At 42.0% G+C, this 26,219-nt stretch carries 23 protein-coding genes and 1 riboswitch; of the genes, 2 read left to right on the forward strand and 21 right to left on the reverse strand.

All coding sequences use genetic code 11. The annotated features are described in order from the left end of the window. Nucleotides 1–111: 111 nt before the first annotated feature. The 8 genes from ACRWQN_RS13665 to hinT all read right to left on the reverse strand — a co-directional run bounded on the left by ACRWQN_RS13665 (nt 112) and on the right by hinT (nt 6,492). Nucleotides 112–1,158 carry a phosphotransferase gene (locus tag ACRWQN_RS13665; protein ID WP_434938325.1) on the reverse strand — a complete coding sequence of 349 codons (1,047 nt, stop codon included), beginning with the start codon at nt 1,156–1,158 and terminating at the stop codon, nt 112–114. Then, a complete protein-coding gene (gene pnuC / locus ACRWQN_RS13670; RefSeq protein ID WP_434938327.1) occupies nt 1,151–1,819 on the reverse strand; it encodes a nicotinamide riboside transporter PnuC in 669 nt (222 codons plus the stop codon). The genes ACRWQN_RS13665 and pnuC overlap by 8 nt, the downstream gene beginning before the upstream one ends. A 5-nt stretch (nt 1,820–1,824) precedes the next feature. After that, nucleotides 1,825–2,085 (reverse strand): hypothetical protein, encoded by a 261-nt coding sequence (locus ACRWQN_RS13675; protein WP_434940662.1) that lies wholly within the window; start codon nt 2,083–2,085, stop codon nt 1,825–1,827. Nucleotides 2,086–2,200: 115 nt separating this feature from the next. Then, nucleotides 2,201–4,402 carry a TonB-dependent receptor gene (locus tag ACRWQN_RS13680; RefSeq protein WP_434938329.1) on the reverse strand — a complete coding sequence of 734 codons (2,202 nt, stop codon included), beginning with the start codon at nt 4,400–4,402 and terminating at the stop codon, nt 2,201–2,203. Between the two features lie 59 nt (nt 4,403–4,461). Then, a riboswitch (TPP riboswitch) is annotated at nt 4,462–4,586 on the reverse strand. A gap of 141 nt (nt 4,587–4,727) precedes the next feature. Then, nucleotides 4,728–5,123, reverse strand: a complete 396-nt coding sequence (locus ACRWQN_RS13685) for a YcfL family protein (protein ID WP_434940663.1) — start codon at nt 5,121–5,123, stop codon at nt 4,728–4,730. 22 nt (nt 5,124–5,145) lie between these two features. Beyond that, nucleotides 5,146–5,634 (reverse strand): PaaI family thioesterase, encoded by a 489-nt coding sequence (locus ACRWQN_RS13690; protein WP_434938331.1) that lies wholly within the window; start codon nt 5,632–5,634, stop codon nt 5,146–5,148. Beyond that, complete coding sequence (locus tag ACRWQN_RS13695) at nt 5,627–6,139, reverse strand: PaaI family thioesterase (RefSeq protein WP_226414713.1); 513 nt, start codon at nt 6,137–6,139, stop codon at nt 5,627–5,629. Before ACRWQN_RS13695 ends, ACRWQN_RS13690 begins: the two co-directional genes overlap by 8 nt. Next, entirely contained in the window at nt 6,139–6,492 is a 354-nt protein-coding gene (gene hinT, locus ACRWQN_RS13700) for a purine nucleoside phosphoramidase (protein ID WP_226414711.1), read from the reverse strand. The genes ACRWQN_RS13695 and hinT overlap by 1 nt, the downstream gene beginning before the upstream one ends. Before the next feature lie 175 nt (nt 6,493–6,667). Between hinT and ACRWQN_RS13705 the strand changes: the two genes are divergently transcribed. Next, nucleotides 6,668–8,431, forward strand: a complete 1,764-nt coding sequence (locus ACRWQN_RS13705; RefSeq protein ID WP_434938333.1) for a M61 family metallopeptidase — start codon at nt 6,668–6,670, stop codon at nt 8,429–8,431. A gap of 131 nt (nt 8,432–8,562) precedes the next feature. Here ACRWQN_RS13705 and ACRWQN_RS13710 read toward each other — a convergent pair whose 3' ends face one another. The 12 genes from ACRWQN_RS13710 to htpX form a co-directional block, all read right to left on the reverse strand. Then, nucleotides 8,563–9,195 (reverse strand): LuxR C-terminal-related transcriptional regulator, encoded by a 633-nt coding sequence (locus ACRWQN_RS13710; RefSeq protein WP_434926570.1) that lies wholly within the window; start codon nt 9,193–9,195, stop codon nt 8,563–8,565. 259 nt (nt 9,196–9,454) lie between these two features. Continuing rightward, on the reverse strand, nt 9,455–11,320 hold the full coding sequence (locus ACRWQN_RS13715; protein WP_434938334.1) for a protein kinase domain-containing protein: 1,866 nt from the start codon (nt 11,318–11,320) through the stop codon (nt 9,455–9,457). 214 nt (nt 11,321–11,534) lie between these two features. Next, nucleotides 11,535–13,001, reverse strand: a complete 1,467-nt coding sequence (locus ACRWQN_RS13720; protein ID WP_434938335.1) for a NarK family nitrate/nitrite MFS transporter — start codon at nt 12,999–13,001, stop codon at nt 11,535–11,537. A 1-nt stretch (nt 13,002) separates the two neighbouring features. Beyond that, nucleotides 13,003–13,338 (reverse strand): nitrite reductase small subunit NirD, encoded by a 336-nt coding sequence (gene nirD, locus ACRWQN_RS13725; RefSeq protein WP_434938337.1) that lies wholly within the window; start codon nt 13,336–13,338, stop codon nt 13,003–13,005. Continuing rightward, nucleotides 13,335–15,953, reverse strand: a complete 2,619-nt coding sequence (gene nirB / locus ACRWQN_RS13730) for a nitrite reductase large subunit NirB (RefSeq protein WP_434938338.1) — start codon at nt 15,951–15,953, stop codon at nt 13,335–13,337. The genes nirD and nirB overlap by 4 nt, the downstream gene beginning before the upstream one ends. 193 nt (nt 15,954–16,146) lie before the next feature. Continuing rightward, entirely contained in the window at nt 16,147–16,830 is a 684-nt protein-coding gene (locus ACRWQN_RS13735; protein ID WP_434938339.1) for an ANTAR domain-containing protein, read from the reverse strand. Next, nucleotides 16,818–18,098 (reverse strand): glycosyl transferase, encoded by a 1,281-nt coding sequence (locus ACRWQN_RS13740; RefSeq protein WP_434938340.1) that lies wholly within the window; start codon nt 18,096–18,098, stop codon nt 16,818–16,820. Before ACRWQN_RS13740 ends, ACRWQN_RS13735 begins: the two co-directional genes overlap by 13 nt. Then, entirely contained in the window at nt 18,091–18,969 is an 879-nt protein-coding gene (gene cobA / locus ACRWQN_RS13745) for a uroporphyrinogen-III C-methyltransferase (protein WP_434938342.1), read from the reverse strand. The genes ACRWQN_RS13740 and cobA overlap by 8 nt, the downstream gene beginning before the upstream one ends. Then, a complete protein-coding gene (locus tag ACRWQN_RS13750) occupies nt 18,969–19,139 on the reverse strand; it encodes a hypothetical protein (RefSeq protein WP_434938343.1) in 171 nt (56 codons plus the stop codon). Before ACRWQN_RS13750 ends, cobA begins: the two co-directional genes overlap by 1 nt. Beyond that, on the reverse strand, nt 19,084–21,807 hold the full coding sequence (locus ACRWQN_RS13755; protein WP_434938345.1) for a molybdopterin oxidoreductase family protein: 2,724 nt from the start codon (nt 21,805–21,807) through the stop codon (nt 19,084–19,086). Before ACRWQN_RS13755 ends, ACRWQN_RS13750 begins: the two co-directional genes overlap by 56 nt. A 324-nt stretch (nt 21,808–22,131) precedes the next feature. After that, nucleotides 22,132–22,467 carry a cytochrome c3 family protein gene (locus ACRWQN_RS13760; RefSeq protein ID WP_434938347.1) on the reverse strand — a complete coding sequence of 112 codons (336 nt, stop codon included), beginning with the start codon at nt 22,465–22,467 and terminating at the stop codon, nt 22,132–22,134. Between the two features lie 263 nt (nt 22,468–22,730). Next, nucleotides 22,731–23,594: a protease HtpX gene (gene htpX, locus ACRWQN_RS13765; RefSeq protein ID WP_434926580.1), complete on the reverse strand. Its 864-nt coding sequence runs from the start codon at nt 23,592–23,594 to the stop codon at nt 22,731–22,733. 269 nt (nt 23,595–23,863) lie between these two features. On the opposite strand from htpX, the gene pepE reads away from it, so the two are divergent. After that, complete coding sequence (pepE, locus tag ACRWQN_RS13770; RefSeq protein ID WP_434938349.1) at nt 23,864–24,574, forward strand: dipeptidase PepE; 711 nt, start codon at nt 23,864–23,866, stop codon at nt 24,572–24,574. 92 nt (nt 24,575–24,666) lie between these two features. Here pepE and ACRWQN_RS13775 read toward each other — a convergent pair whose 3' ends face one another. Continuing rightward, nucleotides 24,667–26,202, reverse strand: coding sequence for an MATE family efflux transporter (locus tag ACRWQN_RS13775; protein WP_434938351.1), 1,536 nt, complete (start codon nt 26,200–26,202; stop codon nt 24,667–24,669). Between the last annotated feature and the right edge of the window lie 17 nt (nt 26,203–26,219).

Raw genomic sequence — 26,219 nt, forward strand, 5'->3', positions numbered from 1 at the left:
GACCCTGTATAAGGCAATAATATTTCAACACAGAGGTATTTAAACCCAAATTCAGCACTATCAGGCAATGCGCATCATAAATATTGATTAACTTACTGTCTAAATTTTGGTTTAAGGATAGCTGAAATCAATTAATGAAAAGTATCTATGATACAAGGGAAAGAAGTTTTGGCAGGTATTTCTTGCCATCAATAAAGCCCACATCGCACAAAATAGCCAATAACAATTTATCGCATATGCTACGCATTTGGGGGCATTATTATTTAGTGAAGGAGATGCAGTTTCTGCTTGCCATTGAAAGTAGGCCTGTAACAAAGTATCAGTTTGTTGCTTTGATAAACTGTGGGTTGCCAATATTGACGCTAAATCAAAAAGAGGATGACTGGTGGCTGCATATTCAAAATCAATACACATTAATCTTGCTAAGCCTATGTTTTGATAGCCGTGAATGTCCAATAGCAAGTTAAAAGGGGTTAAATCTCTGTGGCAAAAAGTCGGTGCAATTAAACATTCCTCTAATGCATCAAACCACTGCTTAACCATGTCGCTTTGGTCGTCGAGTTGGTTGAAATAGTGTTGCCATTCGGCGGTTTCCTGCTGATAAGTATCTATAAGCTGCTGCCGATACTCGTGCCATTGTTGTTGCAAACTCACCTTTTTTTCAGGTAAAGGCAAAGTTGATAGATTTTTTAATACTTCAAGAAGTTGTTCTACAGGTTGTGAGTTTGATGTACCTATGAGTATCTCACCCTGGCGAGGAGTATTTACACCATACTCGTGATAAGCCTTATGCCAAGGTGTGGTTTCAACAATAAAGTCACTGAGATAAATTTCATAATTATCACTGTAAAAGTGTAATTTAGGTGCTATTGCTATCTGCTGTGCTTGTCGCCAGCTAGCGACTTCATCTTGACGAGAGCACCACACAGCATCAACTTGATTCACTCTTAATACTTGTGATTTTTGTATCTGCTCAAATTTAGATTTAAGCAGATAATTTTGGTTACTCAATCCCGCTGACAAGTGTTCAACGCTGATGCAATACTTAGCCAGTTTTTCCAGTTGGTTCGAAGGTACAAGCTTGAGCAGCAAGCTGACCACGTCATTAGGAAGTAAGTTTAACGCTGATTGAGCAACCAATGTTTCTAATTCAACCATTTTGAGAGAGTGGCTCTGAATTTGAATCTGTTTCTGCAAGCCATGTTTTGCGCCACATAAAGTATCCCACCACAGCCATAAAGACATAAAGTACAAACAGTGCAGTTGTCAGCATCAAGCCTTTACTAAAGTACAAATAAATTGATAGCGTATTGATAACAATCCAATAAAGCCAATTTTCAAGCACCTTTTGAGCCACTAAAAAAGTGGTCATTACTGCAAAGCAGGTAGTGGCAGAATCTAGATAAGGAAATGATGCTTGGGTGTAGGTTGCCATAAGGTAACCCACAATAATTGATATTATTGATGTCACAGTAATCAACATGAAATGCGTATTAAGCGACCAACTAACAATGGCCGAGCCACTGTCATTAATAGCATGCTCTGGACTATTACTCGGCTGTTGCATCCACATCCAATAACCGTAAACAGCCATCGCCATATAATAAATATTAAGCACTGACTCCATTAACAAAGACACTTTCCAGAAAAGTACCGTATAAATTGCCGTGCTGATAAACGCCGCTGCCCAGCACCAAATATTGGTGCGCATGGCTAATGCTAGGTACACCACGGCTAAAATGACTGCAACGGCCTCCCAGGCGGTCATGACACTCATTTCATTGAAGGCCTGGCTTATTGTTTGGCTAAATTCAAACATAAACATTACTCACTGTGGGCTAAATTAAGTTCACCACCAATAAACTTACATACAAATACCGCCTTGCCCCACTTATCATGTGCCGCTTGCATTTCAATCGCCAGCATCGACATAACATCCCCATACTCTCCACATATCTGTGTTGCCATAGCATTAGTTACTCGCTCAATATTGCTATAGCTGTCAACACGGCCTATAAACCACTTAATAGGGTCTAGGTAATTTTCATTAAATGGATACATGCTAATTTCTGCAGTTAATTTCATTATTGCCCCTAAAATAGTATTTTGCGGCGCCTGGAAATACCATACCGCCGCAATGGTTAAGCTCATTTAACAACGTCCAATATCAACATATGATGCAAATGAGCTTCACGAAAAATTACATAAATTTATAGTCGAAAGTTACGCCAATTTGACGTGGGTCACCGTAACGAATGTATTGCTTATCAGCCCAATCTGTATCGGGCTCGTTACCAAAGTAGAATCCACGCACGCCATAGTTTTCATCAAACACATTACGCCCCCACAAATAGGCCGACCAGGTTGGTGTTTCATAACCTAGGCGAGTATTGACTATGTTATAAGCGTCGGATTGAGAGTCATTACTGTCTGAATAATAGAAGTCACTTTTACCACTAGTATTAATATTGGCAAACCAACCGGAGTCAGCTAGATAAGTCACACCAGCACTGTAAGTAAAGTTGGGAGAGTGAGCTAATTCGCGTCCAGATAAATCAACAATAGTCCCATTTTTATCCTGGTAGCTATAATCGCCATATTCTGTTTCTAACCAGCCAACACTACCGTACATTTGCAGATTTTCAGTCGCGTACCAATTCAAGTCAAGTTCGGCGCCATAGTTACTTGAGCTGCCTGCATTTTCAGTGAATAACACAAAGCGTTGTGGATTTTCAGGATCTTGTAATGATGCTGCAACTTGTTGCTCTTCCCTGTCCATAAAGAAAAGCGCAAAGTTAGTATCAATTGCCCCCGCTAACCACACAGACTTAAGACCCAACTCGTAGTTATATAAAATTTCAGAATCGAATTGTTTTTTATCAGCCAACTCTGCCGGTAAAGTCATGTTAAAACCACCCGCCTTGTAGCCACGCGCGACTTTCGCATAAGCATTGTGTGCAGCATTAAGCGATTTAGACAAGGCTATATGGCCGCCCCACATGTCTTCAGAAGGCTTGAAGTTGTCATTATTAGTATCAGAATACTCACTGTTGCGGCGCTCAAGGCGCAATCCGCTAGACAGTAAGTAATCGTCACCTAAATGACTATCAAGTTGCGCAAATACCGCGAAATTAGATGCATCATAGCTTGATTGCAGTACTTCATCTGGCCAGGTGTTATATTCAGAATATAAGTCATTGTCTTCTTGAAGATTCATGGCATACACGCCAACTAACCAGTCAGTTGAGTCATTAAAAATACGACTTGCCTGGTTTGATGTGAAGCGAAACTCCTGCGATACAGTGTTACGATCGCCCTTTTTGTTCCAGGTATAATCGTAAACACAAGGTGCTGAGCCGGTGACATTCCAGTTATCATCATATTCATTACAGGTTTTACTGCTCCAATAAGCAGGATTAGCCCAGTCACCGTCGTATCCATGTTGATGATCAGTTTGTGCAAATGAGGTTAATGAGGTTAATTCAAAATATTTAGCGCCTGTGAACGACAGTTTTAGCCCTGCGCCAGTGGTTTTTTGATTATCAATACCCGGTTGATCAGTTAGGGTATCAAAACCATTATTATCCAATGTCCATGCATCATAACCGTTGTTATAGTTGGCGTGTAACAAGGTTAAGTCTGCCTGTACATCATCGGTGGCATACCAACGTAATTTTGCTCGGGTGGTCAATTCATCACGTTGATTGGTATCATCACGGCCTAAATAGCTGTTGTTTCTATAACCATTCTGATCATGCTTTTCAAGCGAGACTCGATAAAGTAGCTTTCCTGAATCCGTGATAGGACCAGAGCTAAAACCTGAAAAAGTTTGCAGATTATCATCACCTAAACTGACTTTGGCGCCATTTTCAAACGTGTCTGTTGGGTCATTACTTTTAAGGTAGATCAAACCCGCTAATGCATTGGCGCCGTATTGTGTGCCTTGTGGACCACGTAATACTTCAACCTGTTGCATATCGTACATGCTTGACACCATGCCAAGACCTGACAAATCGATATCATCAACAATAAAACCAACCGATGAGTTAGGCGCGCCTTGATATTGCTCTTGTTCGCCAATTCCGCGTATTTGGAAGTATTTTGGGCGTGAGCTACCACCCGACCAGTTAAAGTTAGCAATAGAGTTTAATACATCTTCAAAATGCTGCGCGCCTTCATCTTCTAATTGCTGGGCATCGATAACCGTGACACTTGAAGGCATTTTATCAAGACTGATATTGCTGAAATCTGCATTTACGACAATCACTTCCATCTTTTCAGATTCAGGTGCGATACGCTCAATAGATTCAGTTGCGGCAAGACCATTGGTTGCATAAAGTGCCGTAAGAACAGCTAATGCGAGTGATGATTTTACTGGGAAGATATTTTTTACAGGAAGCATAGGACCTCAAATATTAAGTTTGAGATCCGGCAAGTAGCGATAAAGAAGTGCACATCCATGAGATCGAAGTGGCCCATTCCTACGCCGGTATTAGCCGGATCAGGTTCTAAGGGTTCATCATTTGATATCTCAGTTTTTCAATTAAATATAAAATTTAACCAGTAAAACACCCCTTGGCGGAGGGGATTATATCTTAAATTTAGCTCGCTAGCAGGCAAAACTAATACTTTTTTCTGACTAAAAATAAAGCCAGCAAATGCTGGCTTAAAAAACGTGGATTTTTACTCATCTTAAAAGCTAAACTGCGGTTTAGCTAAGTTATCGGTTAATTTGAAAATGCCTGGCGAATATACACCTCAAACCGAGTGGCTGTGGCATTAGGGGCAACCGCATTAACTTGCATTTGTTGTTTGCCGTGTAGCTTAAGTGACTTCCAGCTAGTGGCTTCATCTTCAATGGTAAAACCACTGGCATCAAACCAGGTGAATTTATACTGTAGGCGTAAATCTGTTGCCACTAAACTATTGATTTGTGCCGCTGCTTGAATTAAATCTGCGCTCTGGCGCTCATTCACATTAGTCACTGACACTTGTCGGCCAAAAGTACTGTTATCGACTCGTACTTCGCCTTGGGAATTAACTGAAATACCCGCTGTATGATTTGCACAGGCTGACAACAATAAACTTGCAGATAATACGAAGTAACCCGTTAACTTTTTGATATTCATTGCAAAGCCTCTTCATTTATTCAATCAAAAAATGTGCTCTAGCAGTGGCAATTAACTGCTTTCTATTGGTTTGCCAGCAATTAATACTCACATTCGCGACTCTTCGTCCCTGGCGAGTAATTTTACATTCTGCAAAGGTATCTTGATGTAAACCTGCGCGTAAATAGTCGATGGAGAAATCGACAATTTTAGGCACCTTCTTGGCTTGCATAAACACCATTAATTGCACAATTGCCGACATTTCCATAAAACCTGCTATTACACCACCGTGTATAGCGGGCAATATAGGGTTACCTATATTGTCATCCTTAGCGGGTAATTTAAACACCATTTCGTCGCCAAAACGTTCTACCGACATACCAATAAATTGTGAATACGGTACTTTAGCCAGTAAATAACTGTAGTCATTCAGTTCAATCGCACGTTTTACCACATCTCTCACATCCAGTGAGGCTGAAGAGTCTGGCGTATCGCCTTGAGTTGCTAAGGTTTTAAATTCAGTCATGTTTGGCCTCCGGTAAATTGCCCATTAATGCCTGGCGAAACTCTTCGCCGACCATTTCGGGACTGATACGCATAAAGGTGCCAACGGCATGGGCGATAGGCTCATCAATGCTGTCCTGATAAGCGATTGCACGGGTAAAGGCTACGCTAGAGGATAATCGATAACATTCAGCAAACGCATACACAGCTTTGTGCGGCTCAGCCGGTTTCATATAATCGACACGTAGATCTAATGTGGGTGATATTTCTAAGGTTTGATATTTTTTTAAAATTGCACACACTACCGCAGTGCCGCAGGTTGTATCAATCAATGTGGTGATCACACCGCCGTGAATAACACCTGTATCTGGATAACCGATAATATCTTGACTATAAGGTAGTTCAATAAGTACATGGTGTTCGCTGGCTTCTTTAACCGACAAGCCTAATCGACGACACTGGGCTAATTGATTAACAAATCGGGTTGCCACTTCCGTTAACGGGAAAAAATCAGAATTAATTTTCATTAGCCGCGGCTCAACATAGGTCCAAGCGGCTTACCACCTAATAAATGCAGATGAATATGGTACACTTCCTGGCCACCATGTTTATTGCAGTTCATGATCAACCGATAACCATCTTCGGCAATGCCTGCTTCATCGGCAAGCTTGGCCGCGACAGTCATCATCCGACCTAGGGCTAATTCGTCCGATGCTTTAACATCATTTGCAGTCGCAATTAGATGGTTAGGAATAATCAAAATATGCGTCGGTGCTTGCGGTGAAATATCACGAAATGCAGTAACCAAATCGTCTTGATAAAGAATGTCAGCAGGAATTTCACGACGAATAATTTTGCTAAAAATGGTTTCTTCAGCCATTTGATTGTCCTTTTTGCGGTAGCCATGTTGAATGACAAAATGTGGATAGGCTTAAGTTTATAGTATTTTTCAATAAATATAACCGCTAATGATGCTTTTTCATTGTAGTCGTTTGCGTAAACTCGGCAATTTTGGCAGCATGGGTTCATTATCGTTTTTAGCGACTGGACCTTTTATGCATCATCACATTCATGCCATCGATCCCAAAGCCCATTTATTTGCCGTAACCGCCACATTGAATAATGCTCAGCCACATCAAATATTCAGCTTACCTGCCTGGTTACCGGGCAGTTATATGATCCGTGACTTTGCTAAGAACATCATCGACATTCAATTTTTTGATGAAAATGATGCGCCGATTGGCTTTACGCAACTCGATAAACAAACATGGCAAGTGGATAATCAATCAACCACGATTACCTTGCGTTATCAAATTTATGCCTGGGACTTATCGGTGCGTACAGCTCACCTTGATACTAATCATGGCTTTTTTAATGGTAGCTCAGTTTTTCTCGCTGCTAATGGATTAGAGCATCACCCTCAACAGGTTACGATAGCGCCACCAGCATTGAATGACTTAGCCCAATGGAAAGTGGCCACCAGCATGACACGCGCAGCGGGGGAACAATTTGGTTTTGGCGAGTTTACCGCTGAAAATTACCAGGACTTAATTGATCATCCGATTGAAATGGGCGACTTAACCATTGATACTTTTGTCGCTGCAGGCGTACCACACGATATTGTGTTAAGTGGAAAGCATCGCGCCAATATGGCCCGCTTAAAGCAAGACTTAAAAGCAATTTGCGAATACCAAATTCACTTTTTTGATACCCCTGCTCCGTTTGAACGCTATGTGTTTATGACCACGGTATTAGATAATGGCTTTGGTGGTTTAGAGCATAAAGCCTCTACTGCCTTAATGTGTTCACGCAATGATTTACCTAAAAGTGAACAAGGTGAAGTCGAAACAGGCTATCGCACCTATTTATCCCTTTGCAGCCATGAATATTTCCATAGCTGGAATGTAAAACGCATCAAGCCGGCAAAGTTTACCCCGTTTGATTTATCCCAAGAAAGCTACACTGAGCAATTATGGGCTTATGAAGGTATTACCTCTTACTTTGATGACTTAATCACTTATCGCAGTGGCTGTATCGATCAAGAAAGCTATTTAACCTTATTAAGTGAAACCATGACTCGGGTTTATCGTGGTCAAGGCCGCTTTAAACAAAGTTTAGCTTCATCAAGCTTTAATGCGTGGACAAAGTTTTATAAACAAGATGAAAATGCCGCCAATGCTATTGTCAGTTATTACACTAAAGGGGCGCTATTTGCATTACTGTTAGACTTAACGTTAAGACTTGAAACCCAGGGCAGTAAAAGCCTTGATGATGTGATGCGCATTTTATGGCAAGAGTATGGTTTAACCGAAAAAGGCACCGATAACAAAAGCCATCAACGCATTGTTGAATCATTATTAAAGCGTAATTGTGATGACCTTTTCAGCTTTATCTATAACACAGATGATCTGCCGTTAGCTGATTTACTCGCTAAAGTGGGCGTTGAAATGAGCCTGCGAAGCAGTGAAGGCAGCAGTGATACAGGCGGCAGTAAAGCCAAGGGATTCAAAATTGGATTTGGTGCCCGCATTAAGGCAGAAAGCTTAGGGTTAAAAATACTTACCGTAACCCAGGATAGTCCAGCTCATCAGGCAGGTTTAAGTGCTGGCGACTTATTAATAGCCGCTGATAATTTACAAGTAAATGGTCAATTTGAGCAACAACTGCAACACTACCCTATTAATGAGTCGATTAAACTGCATTGGTTTAGACGCGATGAATTAATGCAAGGTGACTTAATAATTCAAGCTGCTGTAAAAGATACTGTGATGCTAAAGATTAAAGATAAAAATTTAGTCAAACTATGGTTATCTCAATAGATAAAATAACTTAGCGCTTAAATATTAGCGCGAACTGATTAAAGAGCCGTATTTAAGCTTAGCCCTAGAAGGTATCGTATTGTATGCGATATCTTCTAGGCTAATTAAATCCGTCATTAGTTAAGTTATCCCTAAACCATCACCTCGTGAACATGAGTTTGAGCCCATGCAATTGCTTGACCGCGGCTTGATACCCCAATTTTTCTAAATGCGCGGTACAAATGGGTCTTAATAGTTGATTCACTGACAAATAATTTATTGGCTATATCAAGGTTAGTATTGCCAGATAATAATGCCTGTAATACTTCACGCTCTCTGATGGTGAGGTTATCAATATCATTTTCATTGTCTACATTGTCGGAATCAACACGTAAATCAGCAGGAATAACACTTTGGCCTTTTAAAATACTTTCAAGCCCTTTACCTAAATTGGTTAATGTTGCATCAGTATAAAAAACGCCTAATGTAGTCTTAGGGTTTATTAAAAATCTTGCATCAACTTGCTTAGGAAAATTGATAAACACGGTTTTCGTTTCAGTTAACTCCCGTTCAATCACTCGTTGTAATTGGTAAGTTTGTTGTAAATCTATAGTCGACAAATCAAAAACAACTAAACTGCATTTCTGCACCGCAAGAAAATCGGCCATGTTACCTGGCTGTGCACAGGTTAATTTAACTAAAAACTCTTGTGGCCATCTTACTGTCAATAAATCCATTAATAAATGCGAGCGTGATACCAGCATCCAGTTGGCTACTTTAAACATTATTTAACTCTCCTTGTAAACTGATTAACATACAGTGCAGTTTCATCAGTCTAGATGAAACGCTAAAGCACTAAAGTAACAAATTAGTATTACATTAAATATTAGCCAAAAGAGTAGAATTGTCACTTTTGTTTATATTTAAACATCTAACGCTATCAAAAAACCAACAAACTAAATCGTAAATCATTGATAAAGTTAAAAAATAATAAATAACAGCTAGAGCTATCATTAACTTAAATAGGTTCACCCCTCTTTATTACTATAAAAATTTGCTAAACAAAGACGCAAGCAATGACAGAAACAGCATAATTGATACTATTTGCCAGAACTTGAGTGGATCTTTTTCGATAAAAGGTACCCTAGCTTTGGTAATTTTATGTATTTGAGGGGTATTTATTTGATGGATAAATTCACAGGTATCGGCTTGCCTAAAGCTGGGTTCAATACTCATGGCTTTTTTGAGGACCGAATCCATCCATTCTGGCACCATAGGATTCAATTTATGTACACTGACATAAGTTAGTTTTAAAAAATCATTTCGCTTGTGACATTTGCATAGCTGACCTTTAAACGGCAATTCACCGGCAAGCATTTCAAAGGCGATTACCGCTAACGAAAACAAGTCTGCTCGGCCATCTGACTGATAACCTAATATCACTTCTGGTGCTGTGTAATCTGCAGTACCCAAGATATTATCGCGCACTAATGGCGTGCTAATTTCAGCAATACCTTTAATAAAGCATGAGCCAAAATCAATTATTTTTACCCCACCCTGGCGGGTAATAAAAATATTATCTGGCTTTAAATCTTGATGTAGTGTCTCACGCCGATGAAAGGCTCTAATGCCAAGTTCCATCTGCTTAACCAGCCGCAACACCTCTTCTACCGAGGCTTTTCTATGCTGTACTAACCACTGTGACAAACTCACACCATCTAAAAATTCGGTTAAATAGTACAGTGCGGATTTGGGTCTATTTTGTTCGGCTATTTTAACCACATAGTTATTATTGATGCGATTACCCACCCAGCTTTCTAACATGAATCGCTCAATATAGGCGGCATCATCAAGGTAATTGACCGAAGGGGTTTTCATGCAAAAAGCTTTACCCTCGCTATTTATTACCCGATAAACCTGGCTGCGTTGCGACTGATGGATAATATGGGTCACTTGATATCCATCAAGTTTCATCCCTATATCCATTGGCGGTGGAAAAGGTTTGCTGGCCAGCCGTTGATAAACGTCATCGATTTCTTGATTGGGCAAACGGTCGATGCACAACAGCTGCGCACTGACATTATCTTTGCTTCCCGCGCTGAGTGCTTTTGCCATTAACTGGTGACAAAACTGCTCACATTGTTCATCTAATAATTGCGGGTGCAGGCTAATGTGTTTATTTAGGTATTGATTAATTTCATAGTCAGTGAGTACATCATGAATGCCGTCTGTGGTCAGTAAAAACACATCCCCAACCTGTAACGAAATGGCTTTATAGTCGACCTCTAACTTAACGTCCATCCCTAGTGCTCGGGTCAAATAATGCTGGGTCTCACTGACGCTGGTACTGTGATCGCGACTGAGTTTAACCAGCTCACTGGCTCGCAGTCGATACACTCGAGAATCTCCGACATGCAGCATATGAGCGGTACACGATTTGAATATCAGTGCAGAAAAGGTGCACACAAAACCTCGGCGAGCATCTCGATAATCTTGCCCTAACCCATATAACCAACGGTTTAATGCTGTTAGCACTTTATTACTTGAGGTTTGCACACTCCAGGTGTCAGGCGTGGAATAATAATCACTAATAAAATTACTGACACTGATGGCTGATGCCTGTGCGCCGCCTTCTGCGGTGCTTACGCCATCACTAATAACCGTGACAATACCTTTAGTGGTCAGCATTAATCCCGATGGAATACGAATGCCAATTGCATCTTCATTAGCCGCTTTAATCCCTTTGTCTGACGCTTGACCTACATGGATATGAAGTTGCTCTGCATCGGAACACATCAACACAGTGTTATCTGGCTCTTGATTGCTTGCTGATGTTGCTGATGTTACCAACACTTCTGATGGCGATACTAACGTCTGTTGCGTCGGTGGTTCAGCGCTTTGTTTGATCATATCGTCTTACCCTGCACCTTATTTAAAGCCAAGCATTGTAAAATCTGTCGCGGTCGTTATTCTCATACTTGATTGGCTGGCGTGATTTACTAGCATGACAAAAACGATGTCACTAAAATAAAAGCAAAAAAGTACATTCACATCAATAAGCACAAAACTCGCCGATGAGGTTAAATAGACTCACGGCGAGCTAAACAGGTTACACTTTTGGCCATTAGCTAACACTGATTAAAGTGACTTCACCTTGCTCATTCACCTCGGCAATATGGCCCTTAGGCTCACTCATAAATAGTAAGGTGATAAAGCCAAATATGGCACTTACCGCAATAACATAGAAGAACATTTGCGTCGATACCACAGAGTAAACCGTTAGAAAAAATACCGCGCCAACGTTGCCATAAGCCCCTGTCATTCCAGCTATTTGCCCGGTTAAACGGCGCTTAATTAATGGAACTGCGGCAAACACTGCACCTTCACCACCTTGAACAAAGAACGAGCAAACCATCACCACCACTACCGCCACAGGCAAATTCCAGCTTGAATCAATTTGCGCCACCGAGAAATATCCAATCGCTAGTCCTGCAGTTAAAATCAGTAAGGTGACTTTACGGCCAAACTTATCACTTAACCAACCGCCACCTGGGCGAGACATTAAGTTCATAAAGGCATAACTTGACGCTACCATACCCGCTTGCGCCATACCTAAACCAAAGGTTTCAGCAAAAAATAATGGCAACATAGACACGACCGCAAGCTCTGAGCCAAATGTGGTGAAGTACAACACATTCAGCACCGCCACTTGCTTGAATTCATAACGTTCAAACTCTGGCACTTCGCTGCTAAAAATATGCTTATTGACTTGATAGGTCTGGTAATAGTCAATAATAAATATTACAACTAATGCGCCATAAATGAGGTTAGTGATGTCTTGGGTAAACATGCTGACGCCTGCTGGAGATAGCTTCCACCCCAGTAAAGCAAGCGTGGCATACATAGGGATTTTCATGATAATCAATAACACAAAATCCCCTTTGCTGGTGACTTCTAAGCCGCCGCCTTTTTTGGGTTTAAAATAAGTTGACCCTTTAGGTGTATCGGTAATATTAAAATAATACACAAAAGAGAATGCCAAACTCATTAACCCGGTAAAGGCGATAGCATAACGCCAACCATTTTCACCACCAAAAGCTAACGCAACAGCTGGTAATGTAAAGGCCGCCGCCGCAGAGCCAAAGTTACCCCAGCCGCCATATATGCCTTCAGCGGTGCCCAGCTCTTTAGCGGGAAACCACTCACTTACTACCCTAATACCAATCACAAAGCCTGCACCGATAAAGCCAATTAAAAAACGTGCTAAGGCTAACTGCTCAAAAGTATCTGCTACCGCGAACATAAAACACGGAATAGAACAAATGGCTAATAACGCTGAATAGGTTAACTTTGGACCATATTTATCAGTCACCATGCCGATAATCACTCGCGCCGGAATGGTTAACGCCACGTTCAAAATTAATAGGGTTTTGATTTGATCTTTCGTTAAGCCCAAACTGTCTGCTATTACGCTCACTAAAGGCGCGGCGTTAAACCACACTACAAACGTGATAAAGAAGGCCATCCAGCTCAAGTGCAATACTTTCATTTTGCCCGTAAATGAAAACAAGTTAAATTTTTCTGCGCTCATATTAAACTCCTAATTCTTTGGCGAGAACAAAGACTTTGCCCTGCTCGGTTTTGACTTCAAATGGACTGGCCACCAAATTGGTATCTTCAATGCAAACCCCTGTCACCAGGTTGTAATGCTGCTTATAAAGCGGCGAGGCCACGCAAAGTTCACCTTCCATTTCGCAAATCAATCCTCTAGCCAGTAAGCTAACGCCTGATGCTGGGTCAACATTGTCTAATGCGAATAAGCCATCTTTACCTAGGTTAAAAATGGCAACCGCATTACCCCCTACCCATGCAGCGACCCCAGAACCTTGGGGCAGACTGGTTTCATCACAAATATTTACCCAACTCATGCTACGACCTCCTCTACAGTATTGTTTGTTTGTTCATCTGTAATATCACGAATAGCAATAGTGCCAGCCCCTGCATCCTTAATGGCGGGAAAGCGCTGTTCCCGTATGCGTTGATAGGCTGAAGTGTCCGCTTTAGGGGCATCTGCCGGGTTAACAAATTCACTAAAGCGGTTTAGAAATGATGGCTGCTCAAGACTGGTTTTCCACTCACATTGGTAAGAGGCGACAATGCTGTCCATTTGTTTTTCAAGCTCAGTGTTAAGACCTAGTGCATCATCAATAACCACCGACTTTAAGTAGCCTAAACCACCTTCTAACGAGTCCATCCACGTTGAAGTACGTTGTAATTTATCGGCTGTTTTTACGTAGAACATCAAAACTCGATCGATATATTGGTATAGCTCTGCTGTGCTTAAATCGGTTGCAAATAAATCACCATGTCGCGGGCGCATACCGCCATTACCGGCGACATATAAATTCCAACCCTTGTCAGTTGCTATTACACCAATGTCTTTACTTTGTGCTTCTGCACACTCACGGGTACAACCAGATACTGCAAATTTTAATTTATGAGGACTGCGTAAGCCTTTGTAGCGATTTTCTAAGTCAATCGCTAAGCCAATCGCGTCTTGCACGCCGTAACGGCACCATGTGTTGCCAACGCAAGATTTAACCGTGCGCAAAGATTTGCCGTACGCATGACCGGTTTCAAAACCTGCATCAATCAGTTTTTGCCAAATTTCAGGTAATTGCGATAACTGCGCACCGAACATATCGATACGTTGGCCGCCGGTAATTTTGGTGTATAGGTCATAATCTTGCGCGATTTGCCCCATAGCGATAAGTTTGGCAGGGGTAATTTCACCGCCAGCAATGCGCGGCACAATTGAATAAGAGCCGTCTTTTTGCAGATTACCTAAAAACGCATCATTAGTGTCTTGTAATTGCACATGGCTATTGTCTTGGTTTAGTACATATTGATTTTGTAAACTGGCAAAAATGGATGCTGCTGCAGGCTTACAAATATCACATCCATAGGTGTGACCTTGGGGTGAAGGTTTGCCATGCAAGGTCATTAATGTATCAAAATCATTAATGCCTTCTACCTGACAAAGGTGATACAAGGCTTGACGGTCATGATCAAAATGAGCACAAATTCCGGCATTAAAATCTAGCCCTTGCGCTTGTAATGTTTGGTCAATAATTTTTTGCACCATAGGTGCACAGCCACCACAACCCGATGCGGCGCGAGTACATGATTTGATTTCAGCCATTTTATGATTGCCGGCTTTCACTGCATCGACAATATCGCCTTTGGTCACCTGATGGCAGGAACACACTATTGAAGTGTCTTTTAAATCTGCTTCAGATTCTGCGCCCGCTAATAACAACTCAACCGCAGAGCCGATAATTTCATCCTGCGATAAATAAGCCTCTAATAAACGACTGTAGTCGCTATTATCGCCCACCAGCACGGCGCCCTTTAAAAATTTGCCGGTTTCATCTAACCAGAGTTTTTTGTAAATACCCGCTTGATTATCAGATAGCTCGACAAACTGTGCATTATCAAAACCACGGCTGGCGCCAATTGCGGCAACATCTACACCCAGCAATTTTAGTTTGGTGCTCATATCGGCGCCGGTAAAGCTAGCGGCTTTATTTTTAGGTTCAAAAATAGATACCGATGCGGCGATATGCGATGCCGCAACACGCGCCATTTGATAACCCGGCGCGACTAAGCCAAATATTTTTTGTTGCCATAAAGCGCACTCACCAATGGCATAAACATCAGGTGCCGAGGTTAAACAGTAATCGTCAATTTCAATGCCGCCGCGCTCACCAATGTTAATGTTGGACACTCTAGCCAGTGCATCCTGTGGACGAATACCGGCAGAAAACACGATCATATCCGCTTCTAAATATGACTCATCACTGAACGTCATTCGATGTAACGCGGTTTCACCATCAATAATTGCCGTAGTCGCTTTAGAGGTATGAACACTCACCCCGAGTTGCTTAATTTTGCTGCATAACAAATCGCCGGCTTTGTCGTTAAGCTGAACCGGCATCAATTGCAGTGCAAACTCAACAACATGGGTTTTTACCCCCAACTGCATCATGGCATTGGCCGCTTCAAGCCCCAATAAGCCACCACCGACGACCACGCCTACTTTACTGTTGTTGGCTGCGGCTTGAATATCTTGTAGGTCTTCAATGGTACGATAAACCAGACATTGCTGACGGTCGTTGCCTTTGATCGGTGGCACGAATGGAAACGAGCCTGTCGACAGCACTAAACGGTCATATTGATATTGCTCACCTTTCGCGCTGGTGAGTGTTTTAGTGGCAATATCAATGGCGGTAATTTGCGTATTAAGGTGTAAATTAATTCCCCGATCAGCATAATCTTGCGCACTGGTTAACATAAGAGAGTCGGCTGTGCCGGTTTCAAAATACTTGGATAATTGCACCCGGTCATATGCCGGGCGAGGCTCTTCACCAAAGACATGTACATCAAATTGTTTATTCAGCCCCAGGCTGCACAATTGTTCAATAAAATGATGACCAACCATGCCATTACCCACGACAACTAACTTAGATTTTGCGACTGCCATATGCGGCTCCTTCATGCCTTGGTTTATTAAAAACAAAAGGCGCCAACTCCGTTTAAGAAGTTGGCGCCTTTGCCATCATAAAACCCAATTTTTAATGTAAACCTTTACTGATACAAGTATTGCAGACTACATGCCAACACTGACACCATTAACTAAAAAGTTTTACCAATTTAAAACAATGACTTACTATTAGTCACTTACTTATACTGATTGCCGCTACGTCTGTATTCAGCGCAACCGCACCATAATGAGGCGCACAGCTTTGTGGCATAACAGATATACCGACATTTTCTGTAGTCTGACCCGCTGTCATTACTGCAATAATTTGGGCTGACATTTGACATACACTTAAGCCTTTTTTCATTGCTTGTTGCTGAATAATTTGGTGTGCTTTAGCCTCATCAAAGCCTTGCTGCATCACTATCAGTTTCGCTTGACTCAATAGCTTTAGCCCTTTGATTTCATCATCTAACTTTTTGAACTCAGCAATACTTTTATTGGCTGCACTTAATCGCACCTTAGCCAAATCCACTAAGCTCAGTAAGCGACTTGCCGCCATAACATCGGGAACAAAAGTCAGTCGACCACAAGCCAGCAATCCCTCCAATTGTTGAGCTTGCCATTGGTTAACATTCACAATAGTGGCAGTGGGTTTATTCATTAACATGCGCTGAATAAAGCCATCTATTTGCCCATTTAGTGTGTCTGTTAGTACCAACAGTAAATCAACATTTTCAGACAGTGTTTCAACCGCACTTATTGAAGTCAGCAGACTCACTCTACCAAGCGAAGATAAAACACTTTGATATTCGGCCAAGCGCTGTGCAGCACTGTGAAGCACAGCAAAACTGGCATCAGATAAAATTACACTGTGCATGATTTCTCCTTAGTGTTTAAAGCCGCTTCGGTGAACGATTTAGGTAATGGAGACTTTGGTAATAGTGGTGTTGGTAATAAAGGTTGAGATAAGTTAGACATTTCTTTATCGCAATTGGACGCTCTAATCGGCATTAATCGCCCAGCCCACCACTGCTGACTTTGAAAAACCTTGTTAGCTAGGGCAATATTGTTACCTTGTAAAACATTATCTAAACTCAATACCAAACACAGTGTAGCTTGCACACTGCTTAATGCCTGCTCCAGCATTGCGTCTGACATTAGCGTCATTGGTTGTGTAAGATAAGATGAGGACTCATTATTGTGGCGCGAGCTTAATTCTTTGATGTTATCTGTGCGCCAAAGTTGCGCAAGCACTTCAGCAGACAGTTCAGCTTGGCCCACTTTTGCACCAGAAAAGCCCTCCAACAATGTTGGTAGCTCAAATGCACTAAATTGGACACTTCCGCCGGAACCATTAACCACTCTAACATCCGTTGTTACACGCGGATTTATTTCTGTTTCGCCTTGCAAGCCTTTAAAAATACCGATAACACCAGGTTGATAAACACCTTCGGTAAACAATGTCTCTGCGACTTTTTGATGCAATTCATCAAGCCCAGGGTGAAAAAAACTGCGTAAACTTAAAGAAGCATGACTCGGGTTCATGCAACGAGATGCAGTTTGAATAATGCTTCTTAAGCCCAGTTCTTGGTGCAATAAACGGCAATCATCTAACACAGGGGCTAAATCACCTGCAGACACATACACTATGCCGCTTTCATCTAATACCTGTTGTGCTTTTTCTGCGGTGCGACACTGCGCAATATCTAATGCTTGAATACAAGACTCAACATGTCGACGATGGGGCAATGCCTGACTATCACCGTGTAACATAACTCGCCACCCTTTGCTGGCTAGAAGCTTAGCCACCAGCAGTAACCAAGGTAACTGCTCACGCTTTCCGGCATAAACTGGCCAGTCAATATCAACGTTTAATTCCTCCCAAGCAGGATTAATGGTGTGTTTAAGCCCAGCGACAACACCTGCAACCTCGGCCACGGTTTCGCCTCGCACCCGCATTAGCATCATAGCACTGGCCATTTGGGCTTTCGTGACTTTGCCATTAGCAAAACCTTGAATGAATAAACTGGCTTCGGCAAACGTTAAACTGCGTGAGCCTTTTTCGCCCTTGCCAAGCGCTTTGATCAACAATCGAAAATCAAAATCTTCAACCGAGGTGAGTTCAAGCGGTCCAATTTTAGGCATATAACACCTCTAATGATTCGCTTTGGGGGAATGAATGCTGGGTGTTATCGTCAATGTCTGCGAGTAACTGCGACAACTGCAACCCGACACTGACCACTTCACCGATAATAATTAGCGTTGGCCCTGAATTTTTAATGGTTAATGCATCGTGTCCCATATTACCGGCGGTTGAATAAGTGACTAATTGATTGGGACGACCGCCATTAGTCACAAAAGCAACCGGCAGATTTACTGCGCACTTAGCGTCAATTAACCCATGTGAAATTCCTACTGCTTGCTCTTTGCCCATATAGAAAACTAAGGTAGATTGCGCCGCGAGTAACGCCTGCCATTGTGTTGGCGCAGTGGCATTATCGGCATCGGTCATTTTAGTGCCGGTAATTAAAGTGACACTGCGCGCGACACCTCGAAAAGTCAGTGGAATACCTGTACTAGCCGCGCTGCCCAAAGCGGCGGTAACCCCGGCAAAAAACTGCGATCGCACTCCATAATTAGCCAAATAAAGCGCTTCTTCTGCGCCGCGGCCAAATATATGTGGGTCGCCACCTTTTAAGCGCACCACTTTTAATCCTTGCTGAGCTAACGTCAGTAACAAAGCATTAATATCATCTTGCTGAGTACTGGGCTGGCCACAACGTTTTCCCACAAAATGACGTTGGCATTGGGCATTCACTAAGGTCAAAATATCGCTACTGACCAAACTGTCGTACACTAATGCATCTGCTTGTGCCACAATGCGTGCGGCTTTAATTGTCATTAAATCTAATTGACCACAGCCTGCGCCAACAATAGCGACTTCACCGCGGTGAAAAGTTTGATCTGCGCTAAGTGTCTGATGGGTATTTTTAATCATGGCTTCGACATTATTCATTAGGCAACATCCTCTTTTGCTGGATTGGTTTGTTCATGCTCGGTATCTGGGTCACTGTAAATATCGGTATAAGTAAGTGCTTCAGCCCAATGCGCGGCGGCGCACTGGTTAACTTCACTTTGGCAACTGCCACATTGTCGACCACAACCTAATGTGGATTGGCGTCGCATCTAAAGCCTGTTCAAAACTAAGGTTAGTCAAACCTTGGTTAAATACTTGCTGATTAAACTGCAGATTAATTTCATCGCCGATATCAGCTTCAGTCATGCCTGTACAGGCACAAATTAATGGGCTATTTCCAGCTTTAATCTGTTGATGAAGTTGGCTTAATAGCTGACTATTTAAGGTTTTACCAATAAATGCGCCCATAGGTTCTAATGCCACATTCACCGGTTTGTCAGATAACAGTTTCAACGCAATTAACTGCCCTTTTTGGATATTGCATTGAATGTGCAACAGCTGATGCCCAGATTGACTAACTCGCGTTAAGGTCCACTTTAATGAATGGGGCGTGGCTTGATATGCAAAACCATCTTGTTGGTTTTCAAAACCAATATGATGACAAATACCATTGATTAACGTTTGAGCCACTTGCCAACAAAGGCCTGCGGCCGCTTTGTCATGAATGCCAAATACCACCCCTTGTAGGGCTAACGCCACCGGCGATAAAGTGACAGCTTGGCACTTAAATCCAGGTTGCTGTGAAATAGGGTCCACTCGGCTGTCAACAACTTGGTTAACTCCCTGAGTCAGTGAAAACTGCTTTGACCAGTGCATAGACATAGAGGCGACATCGACTGGCATGTCTTTATCTGCGACCACTCGAGCCATTGTAAAAGCTCGGGGCTTTGATTCTGTTTTTTGTTCCGCTTGAATACGGGCTAACCCACCTTCCACTAGATTAAATAAACCCAGTTGTTTTGGATGTAAATGGATCACAGGTTCTGGCACTCTTGCCCTCAGACTTGCAATATGACCTGTTCGTGTCATGGTATGCCACTGATCTCGGCTGCGACCACTGTTGAGCAATAACGCGGGGGTACTTGACTCAATACTATCAACACCATTCACTGATTGCCCTTTGGCTAAGTGAGTTGATACGTTCGCAGGCGTAATAAACTGTGCTTTACCGCTGATAGTAGAAAACTGACCATTTGAAAACACACGCTGATGTTGCTGACCTATTTGTTCAATGCTTGCGACTGGCCACTGTGTTGGCACTAAATCATCATATTGAGTTTTCGTTAATCCAGCGAGTCCGGCAAGATTAAAGTGTTTATCTGGAAAAGCCTGTTTCACTTTGGCACTGAGTAATGCAAATTCGCTAAATACAGCGGCGTTATGTTCGAAATCAAAGCCGTTAAAGCCCATTTTAATCGCCACTTGGCTCACCGCCCACCAATCAGGTTTTGCCTGACCTTTGGCAGTGATAAAGCTGCGTTGGCGGGTAATAGTGCGCTCGCTATTAGTGACTGTGCCACACTTTTCAGACCAGCCTTGGGCAGGAAGTAATATATCTGCCAGCTTAGCTGTATCAGAGTCAGGGCTCACTTCAGACACCACCACAAACGGACAATCGGCTAGTGCTTTGGCAATTTTAGCGCTGTTAGGTAGCGATACCACTGGGTTAGTGCCCATGATCCAAATAGCTTTTATCTTACCATCGGCTAATGCATCAAACATATCGACAGCGGCTAAGCCTTTTTGTTTGGCCACTGTATTACATTGCCAAAAGTCAGCCAGTAACGCCTGCTCACTATCAGCAAATCCCATATGACAGGCTAATTGAGTAGCCAAACCACCTACTTCTCGCCCGCCCATGGCATTAGGCTGTCCGGTCAGCGAAAAGAATCCGGCTCCAACCTGGCCTATTTGACCTAACGCAAGATGACAGTTAATCATTGCATTAGTAATATCGGTACCATTGACTGACTGGTTAACCCCTTGGCAGCTAGCCGTAATAACTTGTTCATGCTGGCTAAAAAGTTGATAAAACTCAATCAAGACCGTATAAGCTATCCCTACAGAGTCGGCAAGCATGTGCAGATCTGCACTGATCTGTTGTGCCTGACCAATCGCGTCAGCAAAACCTTCGGTATGAGCATCAATATAGCTGTGTTCAAGCGTGTTGGTGTCCGCTATAAAACCCAGCAAGCCAATAAATAACGCTAAGTCAGCACCTGGTGCTATCGCCAAGTGTAAATCGGCCTGTTTAGCTGTTGCTGTAGATAAAGGGTCGATAACCACCAGCTTAGCGCCATTGTTCTTTTTTGCAGCTAAAATGCGCTGAAATAAAACCGGATGGGTCCATGCGGTATTAGCACCAATTAATACAATCACTTGGGCGTGTTCAAAATCTTGATAACAACCTGGCACCACATCCTCACCAAATGCACGTTGCATTGCACTCACTGCTGAAGACATACACAGGCGTGAATTAGTATCGACATTAGCGGTTTTTAAAAAACCTTTAGCAAACTTGTTGGCAACATAATAATCTTCGGTGAGTAACTGACCTGATAAATAAAAGGCCACTGAATCTGAACCATATTGATCAATGGTTTGCTGAAATGTATCTGCAATTAATTGTGTAGCTGCATCCCAATCGAGTGGTTTACCTGAGCGTAACTTAGGGTAGCGCAATGTGTTGGGCTGGTTTAGGCTTTCTAATAAACGTTCACCTTTAGCGCATAGCTGACCAAAGTTAGCAGGGTGAACATTGTCGCCTTGCAACGTCAACCCTAAGCCGGTTTCACCAAGTGTGTGTGTTGAATTTTGGCTGATGGTTAATCCACAGCCAACACCACAATATGCACAACTTGATTGAATATCCGTCATTCCTACACCTATCTTCTCGCTACAATAATTGCATTTAATATCGCAACTAGCGTGCCAAATTTATACCGGATTGAAATTAAAGGTTTTTTATATATTTACTTAGGAAAGTAATCGAATATTGCGCAGCCAAAGTGCAACAAGTCGCACCAATGTTGCGCATCTTATTGAAAACAAAGTAATTAAAATACCTCTTTAGAGGTATAAAGATTTAGCAAGGTGGGTTATTTGAAGGCGATAAAACAAAGTAGACAATGATCGATAGTATTGAAAAAATGTCGCAAAAAGTGTTGATATAACACCATCATCAACACATTAGCTTACGCACTATTTAGCCACGCGACCATCATCGTGGCAGGCTTCGCAAGCAGGTTGTTCACCTACATTCACTTCATGTACCGCATGACAATCGACACACATCAACATGCCATCATGCGGTTTATGGTTATCATTCATTTTAGCTAATGAACCATGGCAACTTTGACATTGTTCAAATTCATATCCACCGTCAACCGAAGGTTCTTCATTTACATGACAGCTTTCACACCCGTTCATGCCGGCATGAAAATCAGCTAAGTTTTCCTCTGCGGCAGACGCGCCAATTGAAAAAGGGAGCACAGCAAAACAAACAGCGAATAGGGAACATAAGAAAATATTTTTCATATCAACCTCTTTTTATCCACGCTAGCCACAATGGTATTGAATAAAGGTCATTATTCATGATTGAGACCTTATATGGATGATTTTTTTAGCTTAAATCCAATTTAGTCGAACTACCGTACTTAAGCAACTATCATGTTATAACAAGACTTTAGCATTGAAGCTAAACTTGAAACGAGCGCTACATCAATACATCCATAATAAAAGTTATAAAAAAAACTGGAGCACAATGCTCCAGTTTAGTGGTGTTTATTTTACCGGCAATATTAGCTGTTCTTTAAAGCCGCAATGCGTTTTTCTAGTGGTGGATGGCTCATCATAAACTCAGCCATAGAACGCTTACCGCTAATACCTAACGCTGACATTTGAGCTGGCATTGCACCTGCTTCTGGGCCCGTTTTTAAACGTTCAAGCGCAGCGATCATCTTATTCTTACCCGCTAAACGTGCAGCACCTTCATCGGCTCTAAACTCACGTATACGAGAGAAGTAAGCCACAATGATTGAAGCTAAGATACCAAACAGCATATCTAATACAAACACCACGGCCATATAGGCAAACATACCTAAACCTTCACCTTCTTCACTGTTACTAGAGACAACATTATTAATAATACCCGCAACGACGCGTGCTGCAAAAATAACGAACGTGTTCACTACACCTTGAATTAGCGTTAACGTTACCATGTCACCGTTAGCAACGTGGCTAACTTCATGGGCTAGAACGCCTTCAATTTCATCCTGGGTCATGCCATAAAGTAAGCCTGAGCTTACCGCAACCAGTGAATTATTCTTACTTGGGCCAGTAGCAAACGCATTCATTTCAGGTGATTGGTAAATTGCCACTTCTGGCATTTTTATACCTGCTTGCTCAGCTTGACGAGCAACGGTTTCAACTAACCAGCGTTCAGTATTATCACGTGGATTGGTGATCACTTCACAACCCATGGTTTTCTTTGCCATCCATTTTGAAATGGCTAAACTGATAAAGGCGCCACCAAAACCGAAAATGGCAGCAAACACTAATAATCCACTCATCGTAGAAGTGTTAACTCCTAGAATAGACATTACAATTGAGGCCACTAGCAAAATTGCCATGTTGGTCGCAATTAACAAAAAGATACGCTTCATTTTAGCTCCTGTGTTGGCAAGATTGCCGATATCAATACATTCTACAGACATAATATGTCCGGTAAAATGATTTTCAAGGTATTGTAGATTAAATATGATTTAATCAACCAAGATACATTATTACTCGCAGATTTTAGGTACAGATACTTAATTGAAACTTAAATGTCGCGACACAAAAACCGGAAAGTCATCTCTATTATCTTGCTGCTATTAACTTTGTTAATATGGGGATAATCGACTGTGGTTATTGAAGAAAAAAAGGATATTTTATGTCAGTGAATGCTTTATTATTGAGCGCTTCTAGAGTGGGTGACACCCCGTATTTACACCATGCTGTTGAGCTTATAAAACCATTGTGTATAGCAGGACAAAAATGGCTGTTTATTCCTTATGCAGGTGTTGGTATGAGCTACAGTGAATATTTGGAAAAAGTTCGCCAAGGCTTAGCTGATTTACCCATCAGTATTAGTAGTATTGATGAATACGGCGATCCAAAACAAGCCATAAAAGATGCCGATGGTATTTTTATTGGTGGCGGTAATACGTTCCAATTACTCAATGAATTATATCGTTATGATTTAGTTCACCTGATTAAACAGCAGGTCAGTGAAGGTAAGCCTTATGTGGGCTGGAGCGCTGGATCTAACATTGCAGGCTTGTCAATTCGCACCACGAACGATATGCCGATTATTGAGCCGCCTTCATTTACCGCTATCGGCCTAGTGCCATTTCAAATCAATCCACATTACAGTAATTATCAAGCACCGGGCCATAATGGTGAAACGCGTGCCCAGCGTTTATATGAGTTTACTCAAGTGGATCCGCTCACCCCCATTATTGCTATTCAAGAAGGTACTGCACTTAAGCTCGCTGATAGTAAGCTGACATTAGTGGGTAACAAGCCAGGCTATTTATTCCAGGGTGAACAGCAAGAAGTGCCTATTGAGCCTGGCACGGATTTATCAAAGTACTTATCCTAATATAATTTACTTACAGTGACTTATTACAACTGAAAGTACTGATAATCATTTAATTCAATACCCAAGATGTGGATTAACCGCAGGGTATTGAATTACTTTACATCAAGCTTATCATTACATGTTGAAGCAGAAGTGGGTTCAGATTCTGGTTTAGCATCTGTTTCACCTAATTGCTTACACAAGGGTTCATCATCTAACTGAGCCATTTGAGCAGATGCTGATGACAATGGTGAAGAGACTGTTGTGGTGTTTAAAGGTAAGTCTTCTGACTTAGTAAACACCTGCGCAGACAATTCAGCCACTGCTGTATGTGATAATTTATCAACTAATCGGTAGGCCACTATCATTCCCGCAAGGCCAAAAATAATTGAACCAATAACCTGACCGATTAATACGCCGTAAACCTCGCCCCACTGCGCACCAAAGTAAACAAATGGAATGGTACCAATTGTGGCTTTACCCACATTGAAAAAGGTTGAATATTTAGCCTTGCCCAAATTATTGAAAGAAGCATTGGCGACAAACAATATTCCCGAAAAAATGAAAAACACCGCAATATACTGACAGAAGAACAATATCAGATCTGCAGCATCGCCTTTCATATCAAAACCGCTCACAATATGATGACGAAGTAAGAATAAAATCAGCGATACGCTGACAACATAAATGACACAGAACTGAATCGCTTTATTCAAACTTTGCTTAACCCGATCAAATTCATTAGCACCAAAATTTTGCCCTACAATTGGCCCAACTGCGCCAGATAAGGCAAAAATCATCCCAAAACTAACCGGGATCAACCGGCCTAAAATAGCCCAGCCAGCAACATAACTGTCACCAAAATCAGCAATAGCCCGGGTGACTACCGCATTGCCAATTGGTGTTGCTATATTGGTTAACATTGCAGGCCCTGCAATCGCAAAAATAATCGGTAAATCTTGCTTGAACTCATCAAAGTTAAACTTGCCAACTAGCTGATGTTTAATCAAAACCCCATGCCCTGCAATAAACAATACCGCAAAGCGCGAAAATACTGATGCAATAGCGGCGCCTTCAATACCCATTGCGAATACAAAAATAAATATCGGATCAAGCACAGCATTAACACCGCCACCCGCTAATGTCGACATCATCGACAACTTGGCATCACCTACTGCTCTAAGCGCCCCGCCAAGTGCCATAGCAAGACAAATTACCGGCAACGATGGCACTAATATATACAGGTAACTTTGTGCAAGTTCGGCGGTGTAACCTTTGGCACCAACAAGCGCAAGTAACTCGGGAATAAAGCTCATCACGATCAATGCCACCAGCACACTAATAATGAATGTCACCACGGCACAGTTTAAAAATAAGCGTTTGGCTTGTTCGCTGTTTTTAGCTCCAATTGATCTTGAAACCAAAGCACCTAGTGCAATAGATAATCCAATCCCTATTGAAGTGGTAAAAAATGAAATGGTACCGGCATAACCCACAGCAGCTGCAAGCTCTTGCTCGCCAAGTAAACTTAAAAAGAAGATATCTAACAAATCGACGACAAATAAGGCTGAGATCCCCACCGCAGCAGTAGAACTCATGACTAATATATGTCGTAAAATCGGCCCTTCTACAAACTTGGCAGTGGTCATGCATATCCTTTTTAATT

The organism is Shewanella sp. HL-SH8, assembly GCF_051165765.1.
Classification (GTDB): Bacteria; Pseudomonadota; Gammaproteobacteria; order Enterobacterales; family Shewanellaceae; genus Shewanella; species Shewanella glacialimarina.